Origin of the sequence: Streptomyces sp. H27-C3, from assembly GCF_030063415.1 — a bacterium.
Lineage (GTDB): Bacteria > Actinomycetota > Actinomycetes > Streptomycetales > Streptomycetaceae > Streptomyces.
In genome coordinates this window covers 169,037-190,901 of record NZ_JASITA010000004.1, presented here as the reverse complement: position 1 = coordinate 190,901, position 21,865 = coordinate 169,037, and the positions used below count along the sequence as shown (strand labels likewise).

The 21,865-nt window shown below is 70.6% G+C and carries 20 protein-coding genes, 1 tRNA gene and 1 pseudogene; 11 read left to right on the top strand and 11 right to left on the bottom strand.

Annotated features, from left to right (window positions below; genetic code table 11):
* Positions 1-36: 36 nt before the first annotated feature.
* Positions 37-111, bottom strand: a tRNA-Cys gene (locus QMK30_RS05765).
* A gap of 167 nt (positions 112-278) precedes the next feature.
* Positions 279-1,145 (bottom strand): alpha/beta fold hydrolase, encoded by an 867-nt coding sequence (locus QMK30_RS05760; RefSeq protein ID WP_283516045.1) that lies wholly within the window; start codon positions 1,143-1,145, stop codon positions 279-281.
* 103 nt (positions 1,146-1,248) lie between these two features.
* Here QMK30_RS05760 and QMK30_RS05755 point away from each other — a divergent pair, with 103 nt between their 5' ends.
* From QMK30_RS05755 to QMK30_RS05730, 6 genes are all read left to right on the top strand, one after another.
* Positions 1,249-2,802, top strand: coding sequence for an MFS transporter (locus QMK30_RS05755; RefSeq protein ID WP_283516044.1), 1,554 nt, complete (start codon positions 1,249-1,251; stop codon positions 2,800-2,802).
* A gap of 32 nt (positions 2,803-2,834) precedes the next feature.
* Positions 2,835-3,032 carry an Arc family DNA-binding protein gene (locus QMK30_RS05750; RefSeq protein WP_283516043.1) on the top strand — a complete coding sequence of 66 codons (198 nt, stop codon included), beginning with the start codon at positions 2,835-2,837 and terminating at the stop codon, positions 3,030-3,032.
* Positions 3,029-3,400 (top strand): type II toxin-antitoxin system death-on-curing family toxin, encoded by a 372-nt coding sequence (locus QMK30_RS05745; RefSeq protein WP_283516042.1) that lies wholly within the window; start codon positions 3,029-3,031, stop codon positions 3,398-3,400. The genes QMK30_RS05750 and QMK30_RS05745 overlap by 4 nt, the downstream gene beginning before the upstream one ends.
* Positions 3,401-3,563: 163 nt before the next feature.
* Positions 3,564-5,345 (top strand): DEAD/DEAH box helicase, encoded by a 1,782-nt coding sequence (locus tag QMK30_RS05740; RefSeq protein ID WP_283516041.1) that lies wholly within the window; start codon positions 3,564-3,566, stop codon positions 5,343-5,345.
* A 361-nt stretch (positions 5,346-5,706) separates the two neighbouring features.
* Positions 5,707-6,348: an IclR family transcriptional regulator gene (locus QMK30_RS05735; protein WP_283516040.1), complete on the top strand. Its 642-nt coding sequence runs from the start codon at positions 5,707-5,709 to the stop codon at positions 6,346-6,348.
* A 128-nt stretch (positions 6,349-6,476) separates the two neighbouring features.
* Positions 6,477-7,268: a YlbL family protein gene (locus QMK30_RS05730; RefSeq protein ID WP_283516039.1), complete on the top strand. Its 792-nt coding sequence runs from the start codon at positions 6,477-6,479 to the stop codon at positions 7,266-7,268.
* A 262-nt stretch (positions 7,269-7,530) separates the two neighbouring features.
* Here QMK30_RS05730 and QMK30_RS05720 read toward each other — a convergent pair.
* The 6 genes and pseudogenes from QMK30_RS05720 to QMK30_RS05695 all read right to left on the bottom strand — a co-directional run.
* Positions 7,531-7,930: pseudogene (locus QMK30_RS05720) on the bottom strand (ArsR/SmtB family transcription factor); the annotation flags it as partial.
* A gap of 107 nt (positions 7,931-8,037) precedes the next feature.
* Positions 8,038-9,018, bottom strand: coding sequence for a glycine betaine ABC transporter substrate-binding protein (locus QMK30_RS05715; protein ID WP_283516038.1), 981 nt, complete (start codon positions 9,016-9,018; stop codon positions 8,038-8,040).
* Positions 9,015-9,896 (bottom strand): ABC transporter permease, encoded by an 882-nt coding sequence (locus QMK30_RS05710; RefSeq protein ID WP_283516037.1) that lies wholly within the window; start codon positions 9,894-9,896, stop codon positions 9,015-9,017. The genes QMK30_RS05715 and QMK30_RS05710 overlap by 4 nt, the downstream gene beginning before the upstream one ends.
* The gene (locus QMK30_RS05705) at positions 9,893-11,137 is read right to left on the bottom strand and encodes a betaine/proline/choline family ABC transporter ATP-binding protein (protein WP_283516036.1); all 1,245 of its coding nucleotides are present in this window, start codon (positions 11,135-11,137) and stop codon (positions 9,893-9,895) included. Before QMK30_RS05705 ends, QMK30_RS05710 begins: the two co-directional genes overlap by 4 nt.
* Positions 11,130-11,777: an ABC transporter permease gene (locus QMK30_RS05700; RefSeq protein WP_283516035.1), complete on the bottom strand. Its 648-nt coding sequence runs from the start codon at positions 11,775-11,777 to the stop codon at positions 11,130-11,132. Before QMK30_RS05700 ends, QMK30_RS05705 begins: the two co-directional genes overlap by 8 nt.
* A gap of 44 nt (positions 11,778-11,821) precedes the next feature.
* Complete coding sequence (locus QMK30_RS05695; RefSeq protein ID WP_283516034.1) at positions 11,822-12,301, bottom strand: Lrp/AsnC family transcriptional regulator; 480 nt, start codon at positions 12,299-12,301, stop codon at positions 11,822-11,824.
* Between the two features lie 123 nt (positions 12,302-12,424).
* Here QMK30_RS05695 and hppD point away from each other — a divergent pair, with 123 nt between their 5' ends.
* Together hppD and QMK30_RS05685 are read left to right on the top strand one after the other, a co-directional pair.
* Positions 12,425-13,570: a 4-hydroxyphenylpyruvate dioxygenase gene (gene hppD / locus QMK30_RS05690; RefSeq protein ID WP_283516033.1), complete on the top strand. Its 1,146-nt coding sequence runs from the start codon at positions 12,425-12,427 to the stop codon at positions 13,568-13,570.
* An 87-nt stretch (positions 13,571-13,657) separates the two neighbouring features.
* Positions 13,658-14,599 (top strand): phage baseplate protein, encoded by a 942-nt coding sequence (locus QMK30_RS05685; protein WP_283516032.1) that lies wholly within the window; start codon positions 13,658-13,660, stop codon positions 14,597-14,599.
* 179 nt (positions 14,600-14,778) lie between these two features.
* Here the strand turns inward: QMK30_RS05685 and QMK30_RS05680 are convergent, their stop codons facing one another.
* Positions 14,779-16,320 (bottom strand): tetratricopeptide repeat protein, encoded by a 1,542-nt coding sequence (locus tag QMK30_RS05680; protein WP_283516031.1) that lies wholly within the window; start codon positions 16,318-16,320, stop codon positions 14,779-14,781.
* Between the two features lie 97 nt (positions 16,321-16,417).
* Between QMK30_RS05680 and QMK30_RS05675 the strand changes: the two genes are divergently transcribed.
* Positions 16,418-17,785 (top strand): FAD-binding oxidoreductase, encoded by a 1,368-nt coding sequence (locus QMK30_RS05675; RefSeq protein ID WP_283516030.1) that lies wholly within the window; start codon positions 16,418-16,420, stop codon positions 17,783-17,785.
* Positions 17,786-17,789: 4 nt separating this feature from the next.
* On the opposite strand, the gene QMK30_RS05670 is transcribed toward QMK30_RS05675, so the two are convergent.
* Positions 17,790-18,266: an SsgA family sporulation/cell division regulator gene (locus QMK30_RS05670; protein ID WP_283516029.1), complete on the bottom strand. Its 477-nt coding sequence runs from the start codon at positions 18,264-18,266 to the stop codon at positions 17,790-17,792.
* Positions 18,267-18,691: 425 nt separating this feature from the next.
* Between QMK30_RS05670 and QMK30_RS05665 the strand changes: the two genes are divergently transcribed.
* A complete protein-coding gene (locus tag QMK30_RS05665) occupies positions 18,692-20,308 on the top strand; it encodes an RDD family protein (RefSeq protein WP_283516028.1) in 1,617 nt (538 codons plus the stop codon).
* 92 nt (positions 20,309-20,400) lie between these two features.
* Positions 20,401-21,096 (top strand): RDD family protein, encoded by a 696-nt coding sequence (locus tag QMK30_RS05660; RefSeq protein WP_283516027.1) that lies wholly within the window; start codon positions 20,401-20,403, stop codon positions 21,094-21,096.
* On the opposite strand, the gene QMK30_RS05655 is transcribed toward QMK30_RS05660, so the two are convergent.
* Complete coding sequence (locus QMK30_RS05655; protein WP_283516026.1) at positions 21,085-21,405, bottom strand: hypothetical protein; 321 nt, start codon at positions 21,403-21,405, stop codon at positions 21,085-21,087. The two genes, QMK30_RS05660 and QMK30_RS05655, sit on opposite strands and share 12 nt — an antisense overlap.
* Positions 21,406-21,865 lie beyond the last annotated feature (460 nt).

Below are 21,865 nucleotides of genomic sequence, written 5' to 3'. Positions count from 1 at the left end.
GGATACCGCCCTATCCGTAGCCCCTGGTCGGGGAGCTGGAGGCCGTGATCGGGATCGAACCGACGTAACTCGCTTTGCAGGCGAGCCCCTGAGCCACTCGGGCACACGGCCGTGTGTGGGAACTCCTCGACCGTAAGCCGGTCGAGGAGTTCGCTCAAGGGATCGGGGCGCTGTGCAACGCGACTGCCATGCCGCGTTCACACAGTGCCGCATGTGCACAGCGGGTTCACGTGGTGTGCTGCCGCGCTGCTCCCGCGTCAGGTGCGCTCACGGTGCGCTCACAGTGCGGCCAGGAAGTCCGTCACCGCTGTGCGGAACGCCGTGGGGTCGTCCACCCACGGGTAGTGCCCGACGCCAGCCAGGCGGCGGCACTCGGCGTTCGGGAAGGACTCGGAGACCGCTTCCCCCGCCCGTTCGCCCGACACCGCGTCCAGTTCGCCCGTCAGCGTCAGCACCGGGCACCGCACCCCGGCGAGGCCCTTGAGCAGCGCCAGCCGGGCCGGTTCGTCCACGCCCTGCCAGAAGCCGGCCCGCGGCACCGGGTTCAGCTGGGACATCTCCGCCGCGGCGTGGGTCTGCTGCGGGGAGTCCCAGTGGGCGTACGCCATGGGGGCCGCGCGGATCAGCAGTTCGCGGACCTCGGCCCAGTCCGAGGCCGTGGCCAGCCGCCGGACCGCTGCGGAAGCCTCCGGCCACCAGGGCTCGGCGCTGCGGGACTCGAAGATCTCCAGGGCGTCCGCGGGCAGCTCGCCCTGGAGTTGGGCGCCGGGCGTGACCAGCACCAGACCCGCCAGCCGTTCCGGGTGCGAGGCGGCGTATGCCTGGGCGGTGGTCGCGCCCGCGTCGTGCGCGAGCAGCGTGAAGCGCTCCAGGCCCAGGTGGTCGCGGAGCGCGTCGATGTCGTGGGTCAGGGAAGGGAAGGCGTAGCGGTCGGGGTCGTCGGACACGGGGGATTCGCCGGTGCCGCGAGTGTCGGGGATCACCAGCCGGTGCGTGCCGGAGGGGCCGCCGAGGCCGCCCAGGTCCCCGAGGTACGCGGCGTCGCGCCCCGGCCCGCCGGCCAGGCAGACGAGCGGTGGGGTGCCCTCGGGGCCCGTCGTGCGGTAGGCGAGTTCGGCTTCGTCGTACGTGCGGAAGTGCGGCATGTCCGTACGCCTTCCCCGTCGAGCCGGTCGTACGACCAAAGACCGACTCCCGCCCCTCCCTGAGACAGGGTTCACCCGGCAGCACGCCCCTTACGCTGAACGCATGACCGCCCTGGAACCGCGCGACGCCGAGGTCGCGCCCGAACCCGCCGGAATATCCGGCACACCACCTGACCCACCACTGCCCGCGACGGGTACCGCGGCGCTGACGGATCAGCTGACCGATCAGCTCGCGGAACAACTCACGGATCAGCTCGCGGAACAGGGCGGCATCCTCGGCCGGACACACCGCGCACTGAGCATCGGCATCGTCTCCGTCGTGCTGCTGATCGCCTTCGAGGCGACGGCCGTCGGCACTGCGATGCCGGTGGCGGCACGTGAGCTGAACGGGATCTCGCTGTACGCCTTCGCGTTCTCCTCGTTCTTCACCACCAGCCTGTTCGCGATGGTGCTGTCCGGGCAGTGGGCCGACCGCAGGGGCCCGCTGGGCCCGCTCGCCACCGGTATCAGTGCCTTCGGCGCGGGGCTGCTGCTCTCCGGCACGGCGGACGCGATGTGGCTGTTCATCGCAGGCAGGGCCGTCCAGGGGCTCGGCGGCGGCCTGGTGATCGTCGCGCTGTACGTGGTCGTCAGTCGCGCCTACCCGGGGCGGCTGCAGCCCTCGATCCTGGCGGCCTTCGCGGCGAGCTGGGTCGTCCCTTCCGTCGTCGGGCCGCTGGTGTCCGGGACGGTCACCGAGCACCTCGGCTGGCGCTGGGTGTTCATCGGCATCCCGGTCCTGGTCGTCTTCCCGCTCGCCCTCGCGCTGCCCGCGATCCGCCGTATGGCGGCCGGGCCCGCCGACCCGGACGCGCCGGCCGGGCCCTTCGACCGCCGCCGGATCCGGTTCGCCCTGGGCATCTCGCTGGGTGCGGGACTCCTCCAGTACGCCGGTCAGGACCTTCGCTGGCTCTCGCTGATCCCGGCGGCGGCGGGCGCGGCCCTGCTGGTGCCCGCAGTCCTGGCGCTGCTGCCGCGCGGCACCTACCGGGCGGCGCGCGGGCTGCCCTCGGTCGTGCTGCTGCGTGGCATCGCGGCCGGTTCGTTCATCGCCGCCGAGTCCTTCGTGCCGCTGATGCTGGTCACCCAGCGCGGGCTCTCCCCGACCATGGCGGGGCTCTCGCTGGCGGTTGGCGGCGCGACATGGGCGCTCGGCTCGTTCGTCCAGTCGCGGCCCCGTATGGCCCCGTACCGGGAGCGGATGGCGTCCGTCGGCATGGTGCTGGTCGCCGCGGCCATCGCGACCGCGCCCAGCGTGCTCATCGCGGCCGTCCCGGTGTGGGTGGTGGCGGTCGCCTGGGCCGTCGGTTGCTTCGGGATGGGCACGGTCATCGCCTCGACCAGCGTGTTGCTGCTCAAGCTCTCCGCACCGGACGAGGCGGGCGCCAACTCCGCCGCCCTCCAGATCTCCGACGGCCTGTCGAACGTCATGCTCCTGGCGATCGGCGGCGCGGTGTTCGCGGCGCTCGGCGGGGGCGCGGTGGGCGCGGCCCACACGGCGGCCTCCGGCGCGTCGGCCTCCCACCCGGCGGCGTTCGCGGCGGTGTTCCTGCCGATGGCGGCGGTGGCGCTGGTGGGGGCGTGGGTGGCGACCCGGCTGCGCACCCAGCAGTTTTAGCACCGCATGGTACTACGCGGTACCGTTACCTCATGGCTGGTCTGAATCTGCGGTTCACCGAGGAAGAGCTGGACGCACTGCGTGAGCGCGCGGAGGCGGAAGGCCGGAGTATGCAGTCGTTTGCTCATGATGCGGTGATCAGTGCCATAAACGAACACTCTCGGCTCTTCAACGAGGCGGCCGATCATGTGCTGAACGTCAGCGCGGAACTGAACCGACGACTCGCTTGACGCAGTACCTGACGTTGCCCGAGGTCTTGAATCTCGCAGAGCGTCTCGGAGTCGGCGAAGTGCGTGACTATGGGCTGCTCGATTCGGCCTTGGCCCGCCCGCAGGCGAGCGTGTTCGGCCAGGACGCCTACCCTGACGTATGGCAGAAGGCAGCAGCGCTGATGGAATCGTTGGCGCGCAACCACGCCCTCGTTGATGGCAACAAGCGCGTCGCCTGGTACGCCACCTGGGTCTTCCTGCAGATGAACGGACACAAGCTGCGCGCAGGGTTCGATGTGGATGCGGCAGAGCGGTTCGTCCTGAATGTGCGCCAGGGAGAGCTGGACATGCCGCAGATTGGCAGGGATCTTCTGCGTTTCGCGGAGTGAGGCACCGGCCGCTGTCGCGGACGGACCGCGCGCCGTGATGTGAGGTGGATCCCAACGGGGCGTGGCCCGGAGGCGTTCAGCGGGATCGCAACCGGGCCACCGGTAGGGTGGCCCGGTTGTCGTACGTATCCCTCTTGCCCTCGAGAGCACCGAACCGGAGACCGTGACTACTACCGCCTCCCACCACCTCTCACCCGCGTTCCCCGGCCGCGCCCCCTGGGGCACCGCCAGCAAGCTGCGTGCCTGGCAGGAGGGTGCCCTGGAGAGGTACCTCCAGGAGCAGCCCCGTGACTTCCTCGCCGTCGCGACGCCCGGCGCGGGCAAGACCACCTTCGCCCTGACGCTCGCGTCCTGGCTGCTGCACCACCACGTCGTGCAGCAGATCACGGTCGTCGCGCCGACCGAGCACCTCAAGAAGCAGTGGGCGGAGGCGGCGGCCAAGATAGGGATCAAGCTCGATCCGGACTACAGCGCCGGCCCGCTGAGCAAGGACTACCACGGCATCGCGGTGACCTACGCGGGCGTCGGCGTGCGGCCGATGCTGCACCGCAACCGCTGCGAGCAGCGCAAGACGCTGGTCATCCTCGACGAGATCCACCACGCCGGTGACTCCAAGTCCTGGGGTGAGGCCTGCCAGGAGGCGTTCGACCCGGCGACCCGCCGGCTCGCGCTCACAGGCACTCCGTTCAGGTCGGACACCAACCCGATCCCCTTCGTCGCGTACGAAGAGGGCCGCGACGGCATCCGGCGCTCCTCCGCCGACTACACCTACGGCTACGGCAACGCGCTGGCCGACGGCGTCGTCCGGCCCGTGATCTTCCTCAGCTACAGCGGCAACATGCGCTGGCGCACCAAGGCGGGCGACGAGATCGCGGCCCGCCTCGGCGAGCCGATGACCAGGGACGCCATCGGCCAGGCCTGGCGCACCGCGCTCGCGCCCACCGGCGACTGGATCCCCAATGTGCTGGCCGCCGCCGACAAGCGGCTCACCGAGGTCCGCAAGGGCATTCCGGACGCGGGCGGCCTGGTCATCGCCACCGACCAGGACACGGCCCGCGAGTACGCCAAGATCCTGAAGAAGATCACCGGGGATCGGCCCACCGTCGTACTGTCCGACGAGAAGGCCGCGTCGAAGAAGATCGACCAGTTCACCGACGACGGCTCCCGCTGGATGGTGGCCGTCCGGATGGTGTCGGAGGGCGTCGACGTGCCGCGCCTCGCGGTCGGCGTGTACGCCACCACGATCTCCACTCCGCTGTTCTTCGCACAGGCCGTCGGGCGCTTCGTGCGCTCCCGCAGGCGCGGTGAGACGGCGTCGGTGTTCGTGCCGACGATCCCGATGCTGCTGGAGTTCGCGAACGAGATGGAGGTCGAGCGCGATCACGTGCTCGACAAGCCGAAGAAGGCCGACGAGAACGAGAACCCGTTCTCCGAGGAGGACAAGCTTCTCGCCGACGCCGAGAAGGCGGAGGACGAGGAGACCGAGGAGCAGCTGCCCTTCGAGGCCCTCGAATCCGACGCCGTCTTCGACCGGGTGCTCTACGACGGCGCCGAGTTCGGCATGCAGGCGCACCCCGGCAGCGAGGAGGAGCAGGACTACCTGGGGATCCCCGGGCTCCTGGAGCCCGACCAGGTGCAGCTGCTGCTCCAGAAGCGGCAGACCCGGCAGATCGCGCACAGCCGCCAGAAGCCGGCAGAGCAGGCCGACCTCCTGGAGAAGCCCGCCGAGGCGCGGCCGGTCGTCACGCACAAGCAGCTGCTCGGGCTGCGCAAATCGCTGAACACGATGGTCGGGGCGTACTCCCACCAGAGCGGCAAGCCGCACGGCGTGCTCCACACCGAGCTGCGGCGGGTGTGCGGCGGGCCGCCGAGCGCGGAGGCGACGGCGGGACAGCTCCAGGACCGGATCAAGAAGGTCCAGGAGTGGGCCACCCGGATGCGGTGACGTCCGCCCCCGAACGGCATGGACGTGAGAAGGCGGGGCCCGGAGATTGCGACTCCGGGCCCCGCCCACTGGGTCACCATAATATCCCGGTAAGGCGTGTATGGCGCCGAAAGTCCCCGGTGAAGGTGACTTAAGTCCCGAACGCGGATCAATTGCCCTTCCGCGCCCGGATTCTGGACGGGGCCTTCCGCTGAGCGGTGCCGATCGCTACCTTTCCGGCAACGCATACGCCCCGTGGCAGCGCCGCCGCGGAGCGCAGCCGGTGCCATGGCCTGCCGGCGGCCTCTGCGAGCGACGCCGGTGGGACCGGCGCCGCACCCCGTGAGAGAGACCGCCGCACCACCACAGAGGAGTGGGCGTCGTGACCGCGGAGACTTCCCAGACGCTCGACCGGGGACTACGAGTCCTCAAGCTGCTCGCCGACACCGACCACGGGCTGACCGTCACCGAGTTGTCCAACAAACTCGGCGTCAACCGCACCGTCGTCTACCGGCTGCTCGCCACACTCGAACAGCACGCCCTGGTACGTCGTGACCTCGGCGGCCGCGCCAGGGTCGGCCTGGGTGTGCTGCGCCTGGGCCGCCAGGTTCATCCGCTGGTACGCGAAGCGGCGCTGCCCGCGCTGCGCTCGCTCGCGGAGGACATCGGCGCGACGGCGCATCTGACGCTGGTCGACGGCGCGGAGGCGCTCGCCGTCGCGGTCGTCGAACCGACCTGGACGGACTATCACGTGGCCTACCGCACGGGCTTCCGCCACCCCCTGGACCGGGGCGCGGCGGGCCGGGCCATCCTCGCCGCACGCCGGGGCGACCTGTCGGACCCCGGCTTCACCCTCACCCACGGTGAGCTGGAGGCGGGCGCGAGCGGGGCTGCGGCTCCGCTGGTGGGAGTGACGGGCCTGGAGGGCAGCGTGGGGGTCGTCATGCTGTCCGACTCCGTCCCGGAGCGGGTGGGCCCCCGCGTGGTCGACGCGGCCAATGAGGTCGCGGAGGCACTGCGCTGACAGGGGCGCGGACGCGGGGGGTGAGTACGGGCGCGGGTCCGGGGTCGTTCGGCGTACGCGCCCAACGCATCCCTCGGGCGTACGCGCCCGGCAGATCGGCGGACGTACCTGCCCACTAGATTGGGGGCGTGCTCTCACGCCATTCCCGTACCCGCGTCCTCGCCGTCTGCGCCGCCCCCGTGCTCGCGCTCTTCGCCGTGGCCGTCTTCGCGCCGTTGCCCTACGTTCTGGCGCAGCCCGGATCGACCGCGAACGTCCTGGGCGACGACAAGGGCAGGCCGGTGATCACCGTGACCGGGGCGCCGACCCGCGAGACGACCGGGCAGCTGCGGATGACGACGATCGTGGCGACCGGCCCCTCCGTCGACATCGACCTGGGGCAGATCGTCGACGCGTGGTTCAGGACCGACCGGGCCGTGATGCCCAAGGAGGCGGTCTACCCGACCGGGGACACCGACGAGCAGATCGAGGAACACAACGCCGCCGAGATGCGGAAGTCGCAGAACGTCGCGGCCCGTGCGGCGCTCAACTACCTCGACGAGGACGAGGACGAGGTGAAGGTCGACCTCAGCCTCGCCGACATCGGCGGACCCAGCGCCGGGCTGTTCTTCGCGCTGGGCATCGTCGACAAGCTGGACGGCGACGGCGCGGGCGGCGACCTCACCGGTGGCCGCAACATCGCCGGTACGGGCACGATCAGCCCCGACGGCACGGTCGGCGCGGTCGGCGGCGTACCGCTCAAGACCCAGGCCGCCAGGCGCGACGGGGCGAGTGTCTTCCTCGTACCGCGCGACGAGTGCTCGATGGCCCAGGCCGAACTGCCCGACGGGCTGCGGCTGGTCCCGGTCACGACACTCAAGGACGCGGTGGGCGCGCTGCGGGAGCTGGCGAAGAAGGACGGCAAGGTCCCGAGCTGCTGACCGGGTGACGCGCCCGTGACGCGCCCGTGACGCGCCCCCTGCCCCGCCGGTCAGGCGGTGCGGGCGGCGCCCAGAGTCGGCTGGTGGGCGAGGCGCAGTCCCAGCTCGACCATGGTCCAGCCGAGGTGGGTGCGGATGGGATGCTGCGTGCTGCGGGGGAGCAGCGCGTACTCGGCTGCCTCGCACCGCAGTTCGGCGGCGCGCAGGGCGTGCAGTTGAAGATACGTGTCGGGGTGCGTGGCAGAGGTTCCTCTCAGTCCGTGGTGCCGAGCTCCTGGGTGTGGATGGTCGCGATCTCGTGCAGGAACAGGTCCGCGGCTCCGCGCACTTCCGGGTCGGTGCTGTTGTGCAGCTCCTCGGCGAAGTGGTCCCCTCCTGCGCCGCCTTCCACCATCGCTCGCGGCCCTTGCCGCGCTCCGGGTCGTCCTCGACGAACCCGTGCGTGGCCAGCTGGCGCGGGTGGTAGCTGGTGGCGCCGCTGGACTCGCCGAGGCGCTCCGCCAGCTGGGAGGCGGTGGCAGGGCCGTCGTGCCGGAGGGTCTTCAGCAGGCGGATCCCCAGGGGTGGGCGAGGCCGCGCAGGGAGCGGGCGTCCAGGGTGAGGGACGTCTCGGGCTTCGGGGCCTGCTGGGCCTGCGGGATTTCGGGCTCTGGCTGGGGCATGCCCCCACTCCGGAGTTGCAAAGAACTCGTTGCAAGCACTTCTTTGCAACGAGTTCTTTGCGGCGATTTCTTTGTGTGCGGTGAAGCGGGTCAGCGGTGAGGGTTCGCTAGCGCTCCTTGATGAAGCCCTCCTTCACCATCCAGTTCTTCGCCACCGCGTGCGGGTCCTCGCCGTCCACGTCCACCTTGGCGTTCAGCTCCCGCGCCATCGTGTTGTTCAGCTTCTTGGTGATCGGTTCGAGGACGTCCGCCATCGCCGGGTACTTCTTCAGCGCCTTGGTGTTGATCTCGGGTGCCACGTTGTAGTTCGGGAAGAAGTGCCGGTCGTCGGCCATCACCGACAGGTTCATCGCCTTGATGCGGCCGTCGGTGGTGAAGACCTCACCGAAGGTGCAGGACGAGCCGTTCGACACCTCGGTGTAGATGATTCCGCCGTCCATCTTCGAGACGCTGGACGACGGAATGTTCATCCCGTACGCCTTCTTCATGCCGTTGAGCCCGTCGTCGCGCGAAGCGAACTCGCTCTCCACGCACACCGTCGCCGCCGACGGGTCCTTCTTCGACAGCGCGGCCACGTCCGAGAGCGTCTTCGTCCCGTACTTCTTCTCGTTGGCCCGGTTCATCGCCAGCGCGTACGTGTTGTTCAGCTCGGCCGGCGGCAGCCAGGTGATGCCGTTCTTCGCGTCCGCGTCGCGCACCGCCTCCCACTGCTGCCGCGGATCGGCGATCGGCTTGTCGTTGCCGAGGTAGGTGATCCAGGCGGTGCCCGTGTACTCGTACATCACATCCGCGTCGCCGCTCCTGACGGCCTCGCGCCCGCCGATGGACCCCTGGATCCCGGTCCGGTCGAGGACGTTCGCGCCCGCCGCCTTGAACGCCAGGCCCAGGATCTGCCCGAGGACCAGCTGCTCGGTGAACTCCTTCGACGTCACCGTCAGATCGGCGCCCTTCAGCGGAAGACCCTTGCCGATCGTGCCCGGCTGTACGTCGTCGACCAGCGGACTGCCGCTCGTCAGGCCGCAACCGGCCATCAGCACGCCGGCGCCCAGAACGGCCACCACGGCCGAACCCACTCGCGTACGCCTCATGCGCCTGCCTCCAGACCGCGCGGCCGCAACAGCAGTTCCACGATCGACGCCAGCCAGTCCACGAACAGCGCCAGTGCCACCGTCAGTACGGAGCCGAGGACCAGCACCGGCATGCGCTGATTGGTGATCCCGGTGGTGATCAGGTCGCCGAGACCGCCGCCGCCGCCGAAGGTGGCGAGCGTGGCCGTGCCGACGTTCAGGACCAGCGCCGTCCGCACACCCGCGAGGATCAGCGGGACGGCCAGCGGCAGTTCGACCTTCGCCAGCACTCCCGCGGTCGACATCCCGATGCCGCGCGCGGCCTCCAGGAGCGTCGGATCGTTCGCCTTGAGGCCCGCGATGGTGTTGGAGAGCACCGGCAGCACGGCGTACGCGATGATGCCGATCAACGCCGCCTTCATCCCGATACCCAGCCAGATCACCAGCAGCGCCAGCAGGCCGATCGCCGGGGTCGCCTGCCCGATGTTGGCCAGCGCGGTCGCGAGCGGCGCCGCCCGGCGCAGGCCGGGGCGGGTGAGCGCGATGCCCAGCGGGATCGCGATGATCAGCACGAAGAACGTGGAGATCACCGTGAGTTCGACGTGCTGCTTGAAGCGCAGCCACACATTGCCGTCACCCAGCGCGTTGCGCGAGATCGAGTCCAGATCCGCGTCGTTGTACCAGAGCCAGGTCGCAAGCAGCACCACCGCGAGCACGGCCGGCAGGACCACCATCTTCTGCCAGCTCACCCGGCGCGGCAGCAACTCGACGGTCGCGGCAGCCGGTTCCTCCACGACCTCGCCCTCGTCGCGGAAGGTCACGCCCTGCACCTCGTGCTCGCCGCGCGGCCGGTCCGGCCTCTCGCGCCGCTCGTCGCGCTCGCGTCGTGCCGGGCTCATGCGGGGTCCTCCTGGGCCCCGGTCACGCCCTCCTGGGCGAGCTGGGTCTGGCGGGCGCGCTGCTCCTCCAGCTGGTGTTGGTGCTCCGACGCGTCGAGCCGGTCCGCCTCCAGCATTTCCTGCACGGAGTTCATCAGCGTCGCCATGTCCACGACGCCGGTGTACTCGCCGCGCCGCCCGGTGACGGCGACCCGGCCCGCGTTGTCGGTCAGCACCGCCTCCAGCGCGTCGCGCAGCGTCGCGTCCCTGGTCACGGTGTCGTGCACCAGGGTGCCCGCCCGCGCCAGCGACCCCTTGGCGCGCATCAGATCCCCGCGACGCAGCCACTTGTAGGGGCGGCCCCGCTTGTCGAGCAGCAGCAGCTCGTTGGTCTGCGCGTCCCGCAGCTTGTTGAAGATGTCCTGGAGCGGGTCGTCGACGGTCACCGTCGGGAACTCCGCGATCTCCACGTCCCGTACCCGGGTCAGATTGAGCCGCTTCAGCGCGGCGCCCGCGCCCACGAACCCGGACACGAAGTCGTCCGCCGGGTTGGTCAGGATCGCCTCGGGGGTGTCGAACTGCGCGATGTGCGACCGGTCGCGCAGCACCGCGATGCGGTCGCCCAGCTTGATGGCCTCGTCGAAGTCGTGGGTGACGAAGACGATCGTCTTGTGCAGCTCGTGCTGGAGACGGATCAGCTCGTCCTGGAGGTGGTCGCGGGTGATCGGGTCCACGGCGCCGAACGGCTCGTCCATCAGCAGGACGGGCGGGTCCGCGGCCAGCGCCCGCGCGACCCCGACGCGCTGCTGCTGTCCGCCGGAGAGCTGGCGGGGATAGCGCCCGCGGAACTCGCCCGGGTCGAGCCCCACCAGGTCGAGCATCTCCTCGACCCGGTCCTTGATCTTCGTCTTCGGCCAGCCGACCATCTTGGGTACGAGCGCGATGTTCTGCGCGACGGTCATGTGCGGGAACAGGCCGGAGGACTGGATCGCGTATCCGACCTTGCGGCGCAGCTTCACGGGGTCCATGTCGGTGACGTCCTCGCCGCCGATCCTGATCCGCCCCGACGTCGGCTCGATCAGCCGGTTGATCATCTTGAGCAGGGTCGTCTTGCCGCCGCCCGACGGGCCGACGAAGATCACGATCTCGCCCGCCTTGATCTCCAGACTGACGTTGTCCACCGCGGGATACGGGCTTCCCGGATAGCGCTTCGTCAGATTCTCCAGCTCGATGGCGGCGCCACCGACGGCGGTGTCAGACACGGATCCCCCTCGGGATGGTCAGGCGTCCGATGAGGACGTACACGGCGTCGAAGATCAGAGCCAGGACGATGATGCCGAAGGTGCCGGCGAGCACCTGGTTGATCGCGTTCTTGCTGCCCAGGGACGAGATGCCGCGGAAGATCTCATTGCCGAGGCCGGGCCCGGAGGCGTACGCGGCGATGGCGGCGATGCCCATCAGCATCTGGGTGGAGACCCGGATGCCGGTGAGGATCGGCGGCCAGGCCAGCGGCAGTTCGATCCGGAACATGCGGGCCGTGCGGGACATCCCGATGCCCTTCGCCGCGTCGACGAGGGTCGGGTCCACCCCGCGCAGCCCCACGATCGCGTTGCGCACGATGGGCAGCAGCCCGTACAGCACCAGCGAGATGACGGTGGGGGCGACGCCGAGGCCGACCAGCGGGATGAGCAGGCCGATCATCGCGAGGGACGGGATCGTGAGGATGGTGGAGGTGACGGTGGTGGCGAGATTGCCCGCCCACTCGCTGCGGTACGTGACCACGCCGATCAGCACGCCCAGCAGTGTGGCGACGACCATGCACTGGAAGACGGCGCTGGCGTGCTGGTAGGCGTCCGCCAGCAATTGCTGGTGGCGACTGCCGAGGTATTCCCAGAAATTCAACGGGCCCACTCCTCGGTGAGGGACGCGGCGGGCCCCGCGTGGCGTCAGGAGGTGCCCGACGCCTGCTCCACCAGCGGAATGATCCGCAGTGGAACGGGATTCTCCATCACGATCGCCGTGGAAGCCCGCACGATGCCATCAAAACCTACAACCCGGTCGATCACCCGTTGAAGATCCGCGTTGGACCTGGCCACCAGCCGGCACAGCATGTCGCCGTGCCCGGTCGTCGTATGCAGCTCAAGGACCTCCGGCACACCCCCCAGATGTGCCCGTACGTCGGCCCCCTGCCCCTGCTTGATCTCCAGCGTCGCGAAGGCCGTCACCGGGTAGCCGAGCGCCGCCGGATCGACGTCCGGACCGAAGCCGCGGATGACTCCATTGGACTGAAGACGGTCCATCCTGGCCTGCGCCGTCCCGCGCGCCACACCGAGCCGTCGGGACGCCTCCAGCATCCCGATCCTCGGCTCGCGCGCCAGCAGCACGATCAGCCGGCCGTCCAGTTCGTCGATTCCTTCGGTGGGCATGCACCGGCCTCCTGATGGTCATCCTGTACACATCGCCCGGCCATAATCCCAGCCAGCTGTACAGATTGCCCAACAGTTCAGCGAACTATTGCGCAGCTTGCGATACAGAGGGACTCTGCGGCCATGACTGAGACCCTCCAGAACACCCCCAGCACCGCGCGCAAGGCCGACCCCTTCCCGGTCAAGGGAATGGACGCGGTCGTCTTCGCCGTCGGCAACGCCAAGCAGGCCGCGCACTACTACTCCACTGCCTTCGGCATGAAGCTCGTCGCCTACTCCGGACCGGAGAACGGTAGCCGCGAGACCGCCAGTTATGTCCTGACGAGCGGCGCCGCGCGCTTCGTCCTCACCTCCGTCATCAAGGCCTCCACCGACCACGGCCGCTTCCTCGAAGGCCATGTCGCCGAGCACGGCGACGGCGTTGTCGACCTCGCGATCGAGGTGCCGGACGCGCGAGCCGCGTACGCCTACGCCACCGCGCACGGCGCCACCGGCCTCACCGAGCCGCACGAGATCAAGGACGAGCACGGCACGGTCGTGCTGGCCGCCATCGCGACGTACGGCCAGACCCGCCACACGCTCGTCGAGCGCACCGGATACGACGGCCCGTACCTGCCCGGATACGTCGCCGCCGAGCCGATCGTCGCGCCCCCGGCCAAGCGCGCCTTCCAGGCCATCGACCACTGTGTGGGCAACGTCGAGCTCGGCAAGATGAACGAGTGGTGTGCCTTCTACAACGAGGTCATGGGCTTCACCAACATGAAGGAGTTCGTGGGCGACGACATCGCGACCGAGTACTCGGCGCTGATGTCCAAGGTCGTCGCGGACGGCACCAAGAAGGTGAAGTTCCCGATCAACGAGCCGGCGATCGCGAAGAAGAAGTCGCAGATCGACGAGTACCTGGAGTTCTACGGCGGCCCCGGCGTCCAGCACATGGCGCTCGCCACGAACGACATCGTCGCCACGGTGCAGGCCATGCGGGCCGCGGGCGTTCTGTTCCTGGACGTGCCCGACTCGTACTACGACACCCTCGGCGAGTGGGCCGGCGAGACACGCGTCCCCGTCGACATCCTGCGCCAGGAGAAGATCCTCGTCGACCGCGACGAGGACGGCTACCTGCTCCAGATCTTCACCAAGCCGGTCCAGGACCGTCCGACCGTCTTCTTCGAAATGATCGAGCGCCACGGCTCGATGGGCTTCGGCAAGGGCAACTTCAAGGCCCTGTTCGAGGCGATCGAGCGCGAGCAGGACAAGCGCGGCAACCTCTAGGGTTGCCGTTCCACCGCGGCCCCACGGACCTGCCCCGTGGGGCCGCGGTGCCGCGCCCGCCCGTTTATCCGTGGGTAAACCACAGACATGGCGAACACGGCGAACACGACGGACCTGACGAGCGACGAGCGCATCAACCTGGCGGTGGGATCGACCCGTTGGCAGTTCAAGAAGCAGCTGCGACACACGACGGTCCTGCAGTCCTTCGCCTTCGACGACGTACGGCTGAGGCTGTACGTCGCGCAGGTGATGCAGGGCGGCATCAGACTGGCGGGTGAGCCCCGCGCGTACACCGCGGACGAGCGCCGCCGCCGCGGCGACCTGTGTCTCAACCAGCTCGACTACACCGGCACTTGGCTCAACCACATGTACCTCCTCGGCTTCGGGCACGGGGTCGGCTTCGGGGTGGAGACGGGACCGCCGGGCTCGGCCTGGATCTGGACCGAGGCGGACGCCAGAGCGGGCGGGACGGCCGCGTTCGGCCGGGGCGTATCGCGCTTCGCCTTCGTCAAGGGCCAGACCCGCAGAAGCACGGCGGCGGCCACCAGCTATCCGGTCGCGGGCTCCACCGCCAACCAGCCTTCTGTGGACATGGAGTTCAAGAGGCTCGCGGTACGCCACCGCATCGGCAGCAGGCTCCGCTACCGCGTGTACCCCCTGGCGGACGCGGTCGAGGGCGACTTCACGGCCCCGCTCCACGACTTCGCACAGACCGCCACGCACCCGGACCCGAACATCGAATTGCAGGGCTTCGCCCTGCACGGCAACTACCTGTACCAGCTGGCGGGTACGGCGTACGGACCCGGCAATCCGCCCTCGGAACACGGCAACACGCACGTCTCCTGCACGGACATCCGCACCGGCCGCCAGGTCCAGCGGACGAGAACGGAGGCGGGCCACTCCCTCGACTACCGCGAACCGGAGGGCCTGGCCGTACAACGCACGGCGAATCCGAGGCTGTGCATGGGCCTGGCGTCGGGCGCGGTGGGGGCGAGGCGGTACTCGATCTACTACAAGGAGCGGGGTTGACCCACCCCGCCCATCTCAGCCTGTCCGGCGTTCGAGGACCTGGGGCCAGGAGGTGAAGCCGCCCTCCGTCCTTCCCACCCATCCACTCAGCCTGTCCGGCGTTCGAGGACCGGGGTCTGGGGCGGAGCCCCAGTTACGGGAAGGGGCGGGTGGGGGACAGCCCCGCGCGGCGGCCCCCGTCACCGCCCACCCCCAGGCTTCGCAGCCCCCGGCACCTTCCGCGCCACAGCCCCCGGCACCGGCCGCGCCCCCGTAGCCCGGTCCCCGTACACATCCCGCGGCCCACCCGACGGCGGCTCTCCCAGCGCGTTCAGCGCCTCCCGCGCCCGAGCGGCCAGCAGCGGCGAGAACCCGGGGTTGACCCGCAACGCCTCCTCCAGATGCCGCCGAGCCGCCCCGTACTCGCCGAGCCCCCGCTCGATCGCCCCCAGGTGATAGAGGTACAGCGCGCTCCGCACCCCCTGATCCGTCGCCTTGCGCGCCCACTTCAAGGCCGTCTTCCCGTCCCCGTCCCGGTGCAGCGCCCACCCCAGCGCGTCCGCGACCTCCGCGCCGGGATGCCGCTTCCACTCCGCCGACAGCCGCCGCACCGCCGCCTCCGGGTCACCGTGATCCGCGTCCAGGAGGCCGAGCAGCAGCTCGTCGGGGCCGACCCCACGGCGCTGCTCCAGGGCGACATGGGCCCGCACCAGCACGTACTGCTCCCGCGCCTCGGCGACCCGGCCCAGCGATTCGAGCAACTCCCCGTACTCCAGCGCGTACCCGGCCCCCGGCGCCGCAGCGAGCACCGCCCGGTACTCCCGCTCCGCGTCCCCCGGCCGCCCGAGCGCCGCCAGCGCCCGCGCCTGCCCCGCCCGCGCCCCCGCGTGCCCGCGGTCGGTGTGCAGCGCCGACTCGTAGTAGCGCAGGGCCACTTCCGGCTCGCCGCGCTCCCACGCCAGCTCGCCCAGCCGGTGCAGCCCGGCCACCCGCTCGGCCGGAGCACCGGCCCGCGCGGTCGCGTCGGACAGGGTCGCCGCCGCGTCCTCCCGCCATCCCCGGTCGCGGTACACCTGCGCGGCGAGCTGCTGCACCCGCGCACCCGACCGCAGTCCCCGCAGCTTCTCGACGGCCGCGGTCGCCGCCTTCTGGTCGCCGAGGCGGCCGTACGCGTCGATCAGCACGGGGTACGCGGTCCAGCGTCGGGGAGACTTCGCCCGTACCGTCTCGCCCCATTTCTTCGCGCCCCGGTAGTCGCCCCGCGCCTGGGCGAGCGCGGCGAGCCCCACCAGCGCGTCCAGATTCCCGCTCGCCCCGGGCCGCGCGGCCAGCGAGCGGCGCAGCGCGCGCTCCGCCCGCGGATAGTCCGCCGAGTCGGCCCGGGAGCGACCCCGCTCCAGATACGCGGAGCCGAGCACCGCCCAGGAGCTGTCGTCGCCCGGATTCTTCCGCAGCCACCTCTCACGGTCGCCGATCAGCGCGGTCAGGTCCCCGGCCGACGCGGGCACCCCGGCGCCCACCGCGCCCACCGCGGCCATGGCCCGACCGACCGGGCCCGGCGTGGGCGGTGGCCCCTCGGCGCCGCCTCCGGCCACGAACGTGAGGGCCCCCGCCACCCCCGCGACGAGCACCGCCGCGCCCGCGAGGACGGCCACCGCGGGCCGCCGTAGCCCGGTCCGCCGCTTCGTCTCCGCGCCCTTCGGCGGCGCTTGCGCTTCCGCTGCCCCTGCATCCGTCTCCATGGCGCTCACTGTGCGCCAGTACGAAGAGCCCATCGGGACCCGCGATGTGGATCGCAGACGGGTTCACACCGATGGCCCCGAGTGCCAGGCTGGGACCATGGACGATCTTCTCGAGCAGCTGCGCGCGGGCCTCCCGGCCGAGGCCCTGATCACCGACCCGGACATCACGGCTTCGTACGCCCACGACATGGCGAGCTTCTGCGACGCGGGCGTCCCGGCCGTGATCGTCCTGCCCCGCACCGTCGAGCAGGTCCAGCACGTCATGCGGACGGCGACGGCCCTGCGCGTCCCAGTGGTCCCACAGGGCGCCCGCACCGGCCTGTCCGGCGCCGCCAATGCCACCGAGGGGTGCATCGTCCTGTCGCTGGTCCGGATGGACCGCATCCTGGAGATCAGCCCGGTGGACCGGATCGCCGTGGTGGAGCCGGGCGTCATCAACGCCGTCGTCTCCCGCGCGGTCGCCGAACAGGGGCTGTACTACCCGCCGGACCCGTCCAGCTGGGAGACCTGCACCATCGGTGGGAACATCGGCACCGCGTCGGGCGGCCTGTGCTGCGTGAAGTACGGCGTCACCGCCGAGTACGTCCTGGGCCTGGACGTCGTCCTCGCCGACGGCCGCCTCCTGACCACCGGTCGCCGCACCGCCAAGGGCGTCGCGGGCTACGACCTGACCCGCTTGTTCGTCGGTTCCGAGGGCAGCCTGGGCATCGTCGTCAAGGCGGTCCTGGCGCTCAAGCCCGCCCCGCCGAGGCAGCTCGCGCTCGCCGCCGAATTCCCCTCCGCTGCCGCCGCCTGCGAGGCGGTCTGCGAGATCATGGCGCGCGGCCACGGCCCGTCCCTGCTCGAACTCATGGACCGCACGACCCTGCGCGCCGTCAACAAAATGGCCAACATGGGCCTCCCGGAATCCACCGAGGCACTCCTGCTCGCCGCCTTCGACACCCCGGACCCGGCCGCGGACCTGGCCGCCGTGGCCAAGCTGTGCCGGGCGGCAGGCGCCACCGAGGTCGTGCCCGCGGAGAGCGCCGCCGAGTCCGAACTGCTGCTCCAGGCCCGGCGGATGTCGCTCACGGCACTCGAAGCGGTCAAGAGCGCGACGATGATCGACGACGTCTGTGTGCCGCGCTCCAGGCTCGGCGCCATGATGGCGGGGACCGCGGCCATCGCCGAGAAGTACGACCTGACCATCGGCGTGTGCGCCCACGCGGGCGACGGCAACACCCACCCCGTCGTCTGCTTCGACCACGCCGACGCCGACGAGTCGCGGCGCGCCCGCGAGTCCTTCGACGAGATCATGGCGCTCGGCCTGGAACTGGGTGGCACGATCACCGGCGAGCACGGAGTCGGCGTACTCAAGAAGGACTGGCTGGCCCGCGAACTCGGCCCGGTGGGGCTTGACCTGCAACGCTCCGTCAAGGCGGCCTTCGACCCGCTGGGCCTCCTCAACCCGGGCAAGCTCTTCTGACCCCTCACCCCTCCCCGTCCTGGGACTCGTCCGACGGCCAGGGGTCCCGCAGCCACAGGTCGTCGGCGGGGGTCGGGGTGAGCAGCTCGGCGAGTCCGGCGTCGATGCCCAGCCGCTCGGACTCGGTGCCGGGCGGAACCATCCGCAGCGTGCGCTCCAGCCAGGCGGACACGGCCACCGCGGGCGCTTCGAGCAGGGCGTCGCCGTCGGGGGAGCTGAGCGCCACGCAGATCACGCTGCGCGAGTCGACCTTGGTCGGCCAGATCCGCACATCACCGTGCCCGCACGGCCTGAAGATCCCCTCGACGAGCAGCTCACGGGCGAAGGTCCAGTAGACGGGGGATTCGGACTTGATGTGAAAGGTGACGTGCACGGCGTACGGATCGCCGGTGCGGTAGGTCAGCCGGGCCGGTACGGGGATGCTGCGCTCGGGCGACAGCACCAGATTGAGTTCCAGCTCGCGTTCCACCACGGTGTTCATGGGGTGTCCTTCCTCTCCTGTACGAGACCCTGGTGCGGGCTGTACTGGGGAGAGGGGCCTGCCCGCCGTTCATTACGCGACTCTCGCGCATTATTTTCGCGGCCGGACTTCCGCCGGGACATGCGGCCGCACATGCGAACGGGCGTATGTTCGTTTTCTCGTACGTGCTGGCGAGCCGACTGCGCCCAAAGCCTTGCACTCAGTGTCGAAAGCTGTGCTCCGTCACCCGAACCTGGTCTTTCTCCTGGTCTCCCTCTTCGGGGTCCCGCGTTCTTCGTTAATGTCCTCCTTGGACAGGCGGGGACGCGCGCCCGGTCGCCGGGGGCGTACGCCGTACAGCCGGCAGCCGGACCCAGCTTCCGAGAGCGTCGACGCTGGATGCCGCGGACAGGTCAAATGTGTTGGTCATGAACGGAGTTGGGGACATGGTGGCCTCTCCTGGCGACGGTACGGACGTAGCCCGGGAAGGGTATTACCCGGATCCTTCCATCCCCGGATATGTCCGGTACTGGAACGGCGCGACCTGGGTGCCCGGCACCAGCCGCCCCGCCCCGGCGACCGGCGACGCGATGCCCACCGGGCGCGGCGGAGGAGCCGCCGCGCCCGCTCCGGCTCCCGTTCGGCGCCCGACCGTCGAGGAGACCGGGCCGGTCTTCTTCGACGAGGAGCCCGAGGGCGCGCATCTGCACGGCAGCGCCCCGGAACCCGCCTCCGCCTGGCAGGCCGACACCTCGCGCCAGACGGGCTTCGGCGGTGAGCGCGACCGGCGGGTCTCGTGGGGATCTCCGCCGCGGGATCCGCGCACGGCGGGCGACAGCGACAGTGGTTCGGGCCGGATCCCGCGGAGCGGCGAGGGGTCCCCGGCCGCGCGCGACCCGCGCCCGGCGGGCGCCGGTGCCGGGCAGGCCGCCCCGGGCGCCGGGAGCCAGGCCGGCCCCACCGCCGACCCCAGCCGGGGCGCGTTGCCTGGGGTCCGTTCCCCCGGTCAATCTCAGGGGCAGGCTCAGGGGCCGGGCCAGGTTCACGGCCAGGGCCAGCAGGGGCAGGGGGCGGGGCAGGGGCGTGCGGACAGTGGTCCGGCCGTCCCCGCCGACAGCACCATGGCCATCCGCGCCCTGCGCGCCGGTGCCACGGGGGCCGCAGTCGCCGCGGAGTCCTCCCGTACCGCCAGGGCCGACGGCACGATGGCGATCCGGACCATGACCCCCGGCGCCCGGAACCCCCAGGTCCCCGCCCAGGCGCAGCCTCAACAGCCGCAGGCCCAGCAGCCCCAACATCAGCAGCCCCAACATCAGCAGCCCCAACAGTCCCAGCCGCAGCAACAGGCACCGCAGCCCCAGCCTCAGCCCGCTCCCGCGGCCCCCGCCCCTGTCAGCTCCGCGTCCGGCGGTGGCGCCGCCTCCTGGGCGCAGCAGGTGCACCGGCTCGCCCAGCCGGAGCACGGCGGGGTTCAGGCGCACCAGCAGCAGGAGCGGCAGGACCCGCAGCAGCCCGTCGTGCCGTGGAAGCCGCCGGTCAGCGATCCCTTTTTGCGGGCCGCCCAGGCCCAGGCAGCCGCCAGGCCCGCAGGGCTCGGCAGGCGGCTGGCCGCGCGGCTGGTCGACACCGTCGTCCTGGGTGCCGTCGTCGGCGCGGTCGGCGTGCCGCTCGTATCGAAGGCGCTCACGCACATCGACGACAAGGTCGAAGCGGCGAAGCTGTCCGGCGAGACCGTCACCGTCTGGCTGATCGACGGCACCACCGCCGGCTACCTCGGCATCGTCCTGGGCGCCTTCCTCCTCTTCGGAGTGGTCTACGAGGCGTTCCCGACCTCGAAGTGGGGCCGGACGCTCGGCAAGAAGCTGTTCCGGCTGCACGTGCGGGACATCGAGGAGCATGAGCCCCCGGCCTTCGGCGCCGCACTGCGCCGCTGGCTGCTCTACGGCGTGCTGGGGGTGCTGGTCATCGGGATCGTCAACGTCGCGTGGTGCCTGTTCGACCGTCCGTGGCGCCAGTGCTGGCACGACAAGGCGGCCCGCACGTTCGTGGCTGGAAACAGCTGAGTCGAGCCCCGAGGCACCCATAGAGGGCGCCGCGTCCCCCGAACGGCACCCGACCGGATGCGGACCACGGGCGGGCGCGGTCGACTGCGGGTATGAGCACCGACCAGCCGCCGCCGGGCGGCCAGCCGCCGGAGGACGATCCGTTCTTCAAGAAGCCGCAGGACGGCCCGACACCGCCCCCTCCGCCTCCACCGCCGGGCGGCTCCCCGTACGGCGCCCCCGCCGGGGGCTCCCCGTACGGTGACCCCCCGCAAGGGAGTTCCCCGTACGGTGGGAACGCGCCGCCACCGCCCTACAGCGGTGGCGCGGCCGACCCGCTCGCGGGGATGCCGCCGCTCGCCCCCACCGGCAAACGCCTCGTGGCCCGCATCGTCGACGCGCTGATCGTCGGCATCCCGATGAGCCTGCTCGGCTGGCTCATCGGCAGCTTCGAGGGCTACAACGGCAACTGGGACGACATCTCGGACCAGGGCAACGGCAAGTCCCTGCTCTGGCAGCTGATCACGATGATCGTGTACGTCGGCTACGACACGTACATGACGTCCAGGAAGAACGGCCAGACCGTCGGCAAGCGCCTGATGGGGCTGCGCGTCGCGATGCTCAACAGTGGCACGGTCCCGGAGACCAGGGCCTCACTGATGAGGGCCGTTGTGCTGTGGGTGCCGGCGTTGATCTGCTGCTTCTGCATCTGGTGGCTGATCAACCTGGTCATGATCCTGGTCGACAAGCCCTACAAGCAGGGCCTGCACGACAAGGCGGCCAAGACCGTGGTGGTGTCAGCCACGTAGCGAATGCTCGCCGACGGCCGAGCGGGTCCGCGGGGCAGGCACCCGGGACTCGTAGCTCTCGGCCTCGGAGAGGGCCACGGCGGCCGCACGGTCCGGCGCACGAGTCGCATCACTCGTGCGCCGGGCCGTGCGCGCCGTCTTCGGCATGGGCACGGTCAGTGCCACGAGCAGGCCGAGCGCCAGCGCGGCGAAGGCGATGACAGCGATTCCGATGCCGGTCGCCGTCTGCGAGAGCAGGAGCATGGCGAGGGTCGAGAAGACGACCGTGGCTGAACCGTAGGCGAACTGTGCGGCAGTGGGACGCGGCATGGCGATATCCGTCCTCGGAGCAGCGATCGGGGGGGGGCAGCGATCGGAGGTGTCTCTCAACGCGGGTCGCACTGCAGGCGACCCTACGACGGTGAGTGCCCGCGTGGAACAGGTAGTAAGCGTGACCTAACCCACGGTACCGAGGCATGGGGGGCGCACGGAGTCATTCCGTATTCCAACAGGTGAGATCGACGCGCCCGCCGACGGCGCTGGTCCCCGTCGGCCGAGGCCCGCTCAGGACCCGTTTCGGGCGTCATCCGCATCCGCCAAGTGTTCGGATAACGGAACTGAGCGTCTGCATAGTGCACTTGGCTCGTTTAAGTCAAGATCTGTCTTTTCTTCTGAGACTCCGGTCAAATGTCGTCACTTGAGACGCGTGTCGCGCCCGGAACCCCTCACCTTCGGTCCGTGCTGGTGCGGCCGCAGGGGAGGACATCGTCAAGTGACCACCAACAGAGGG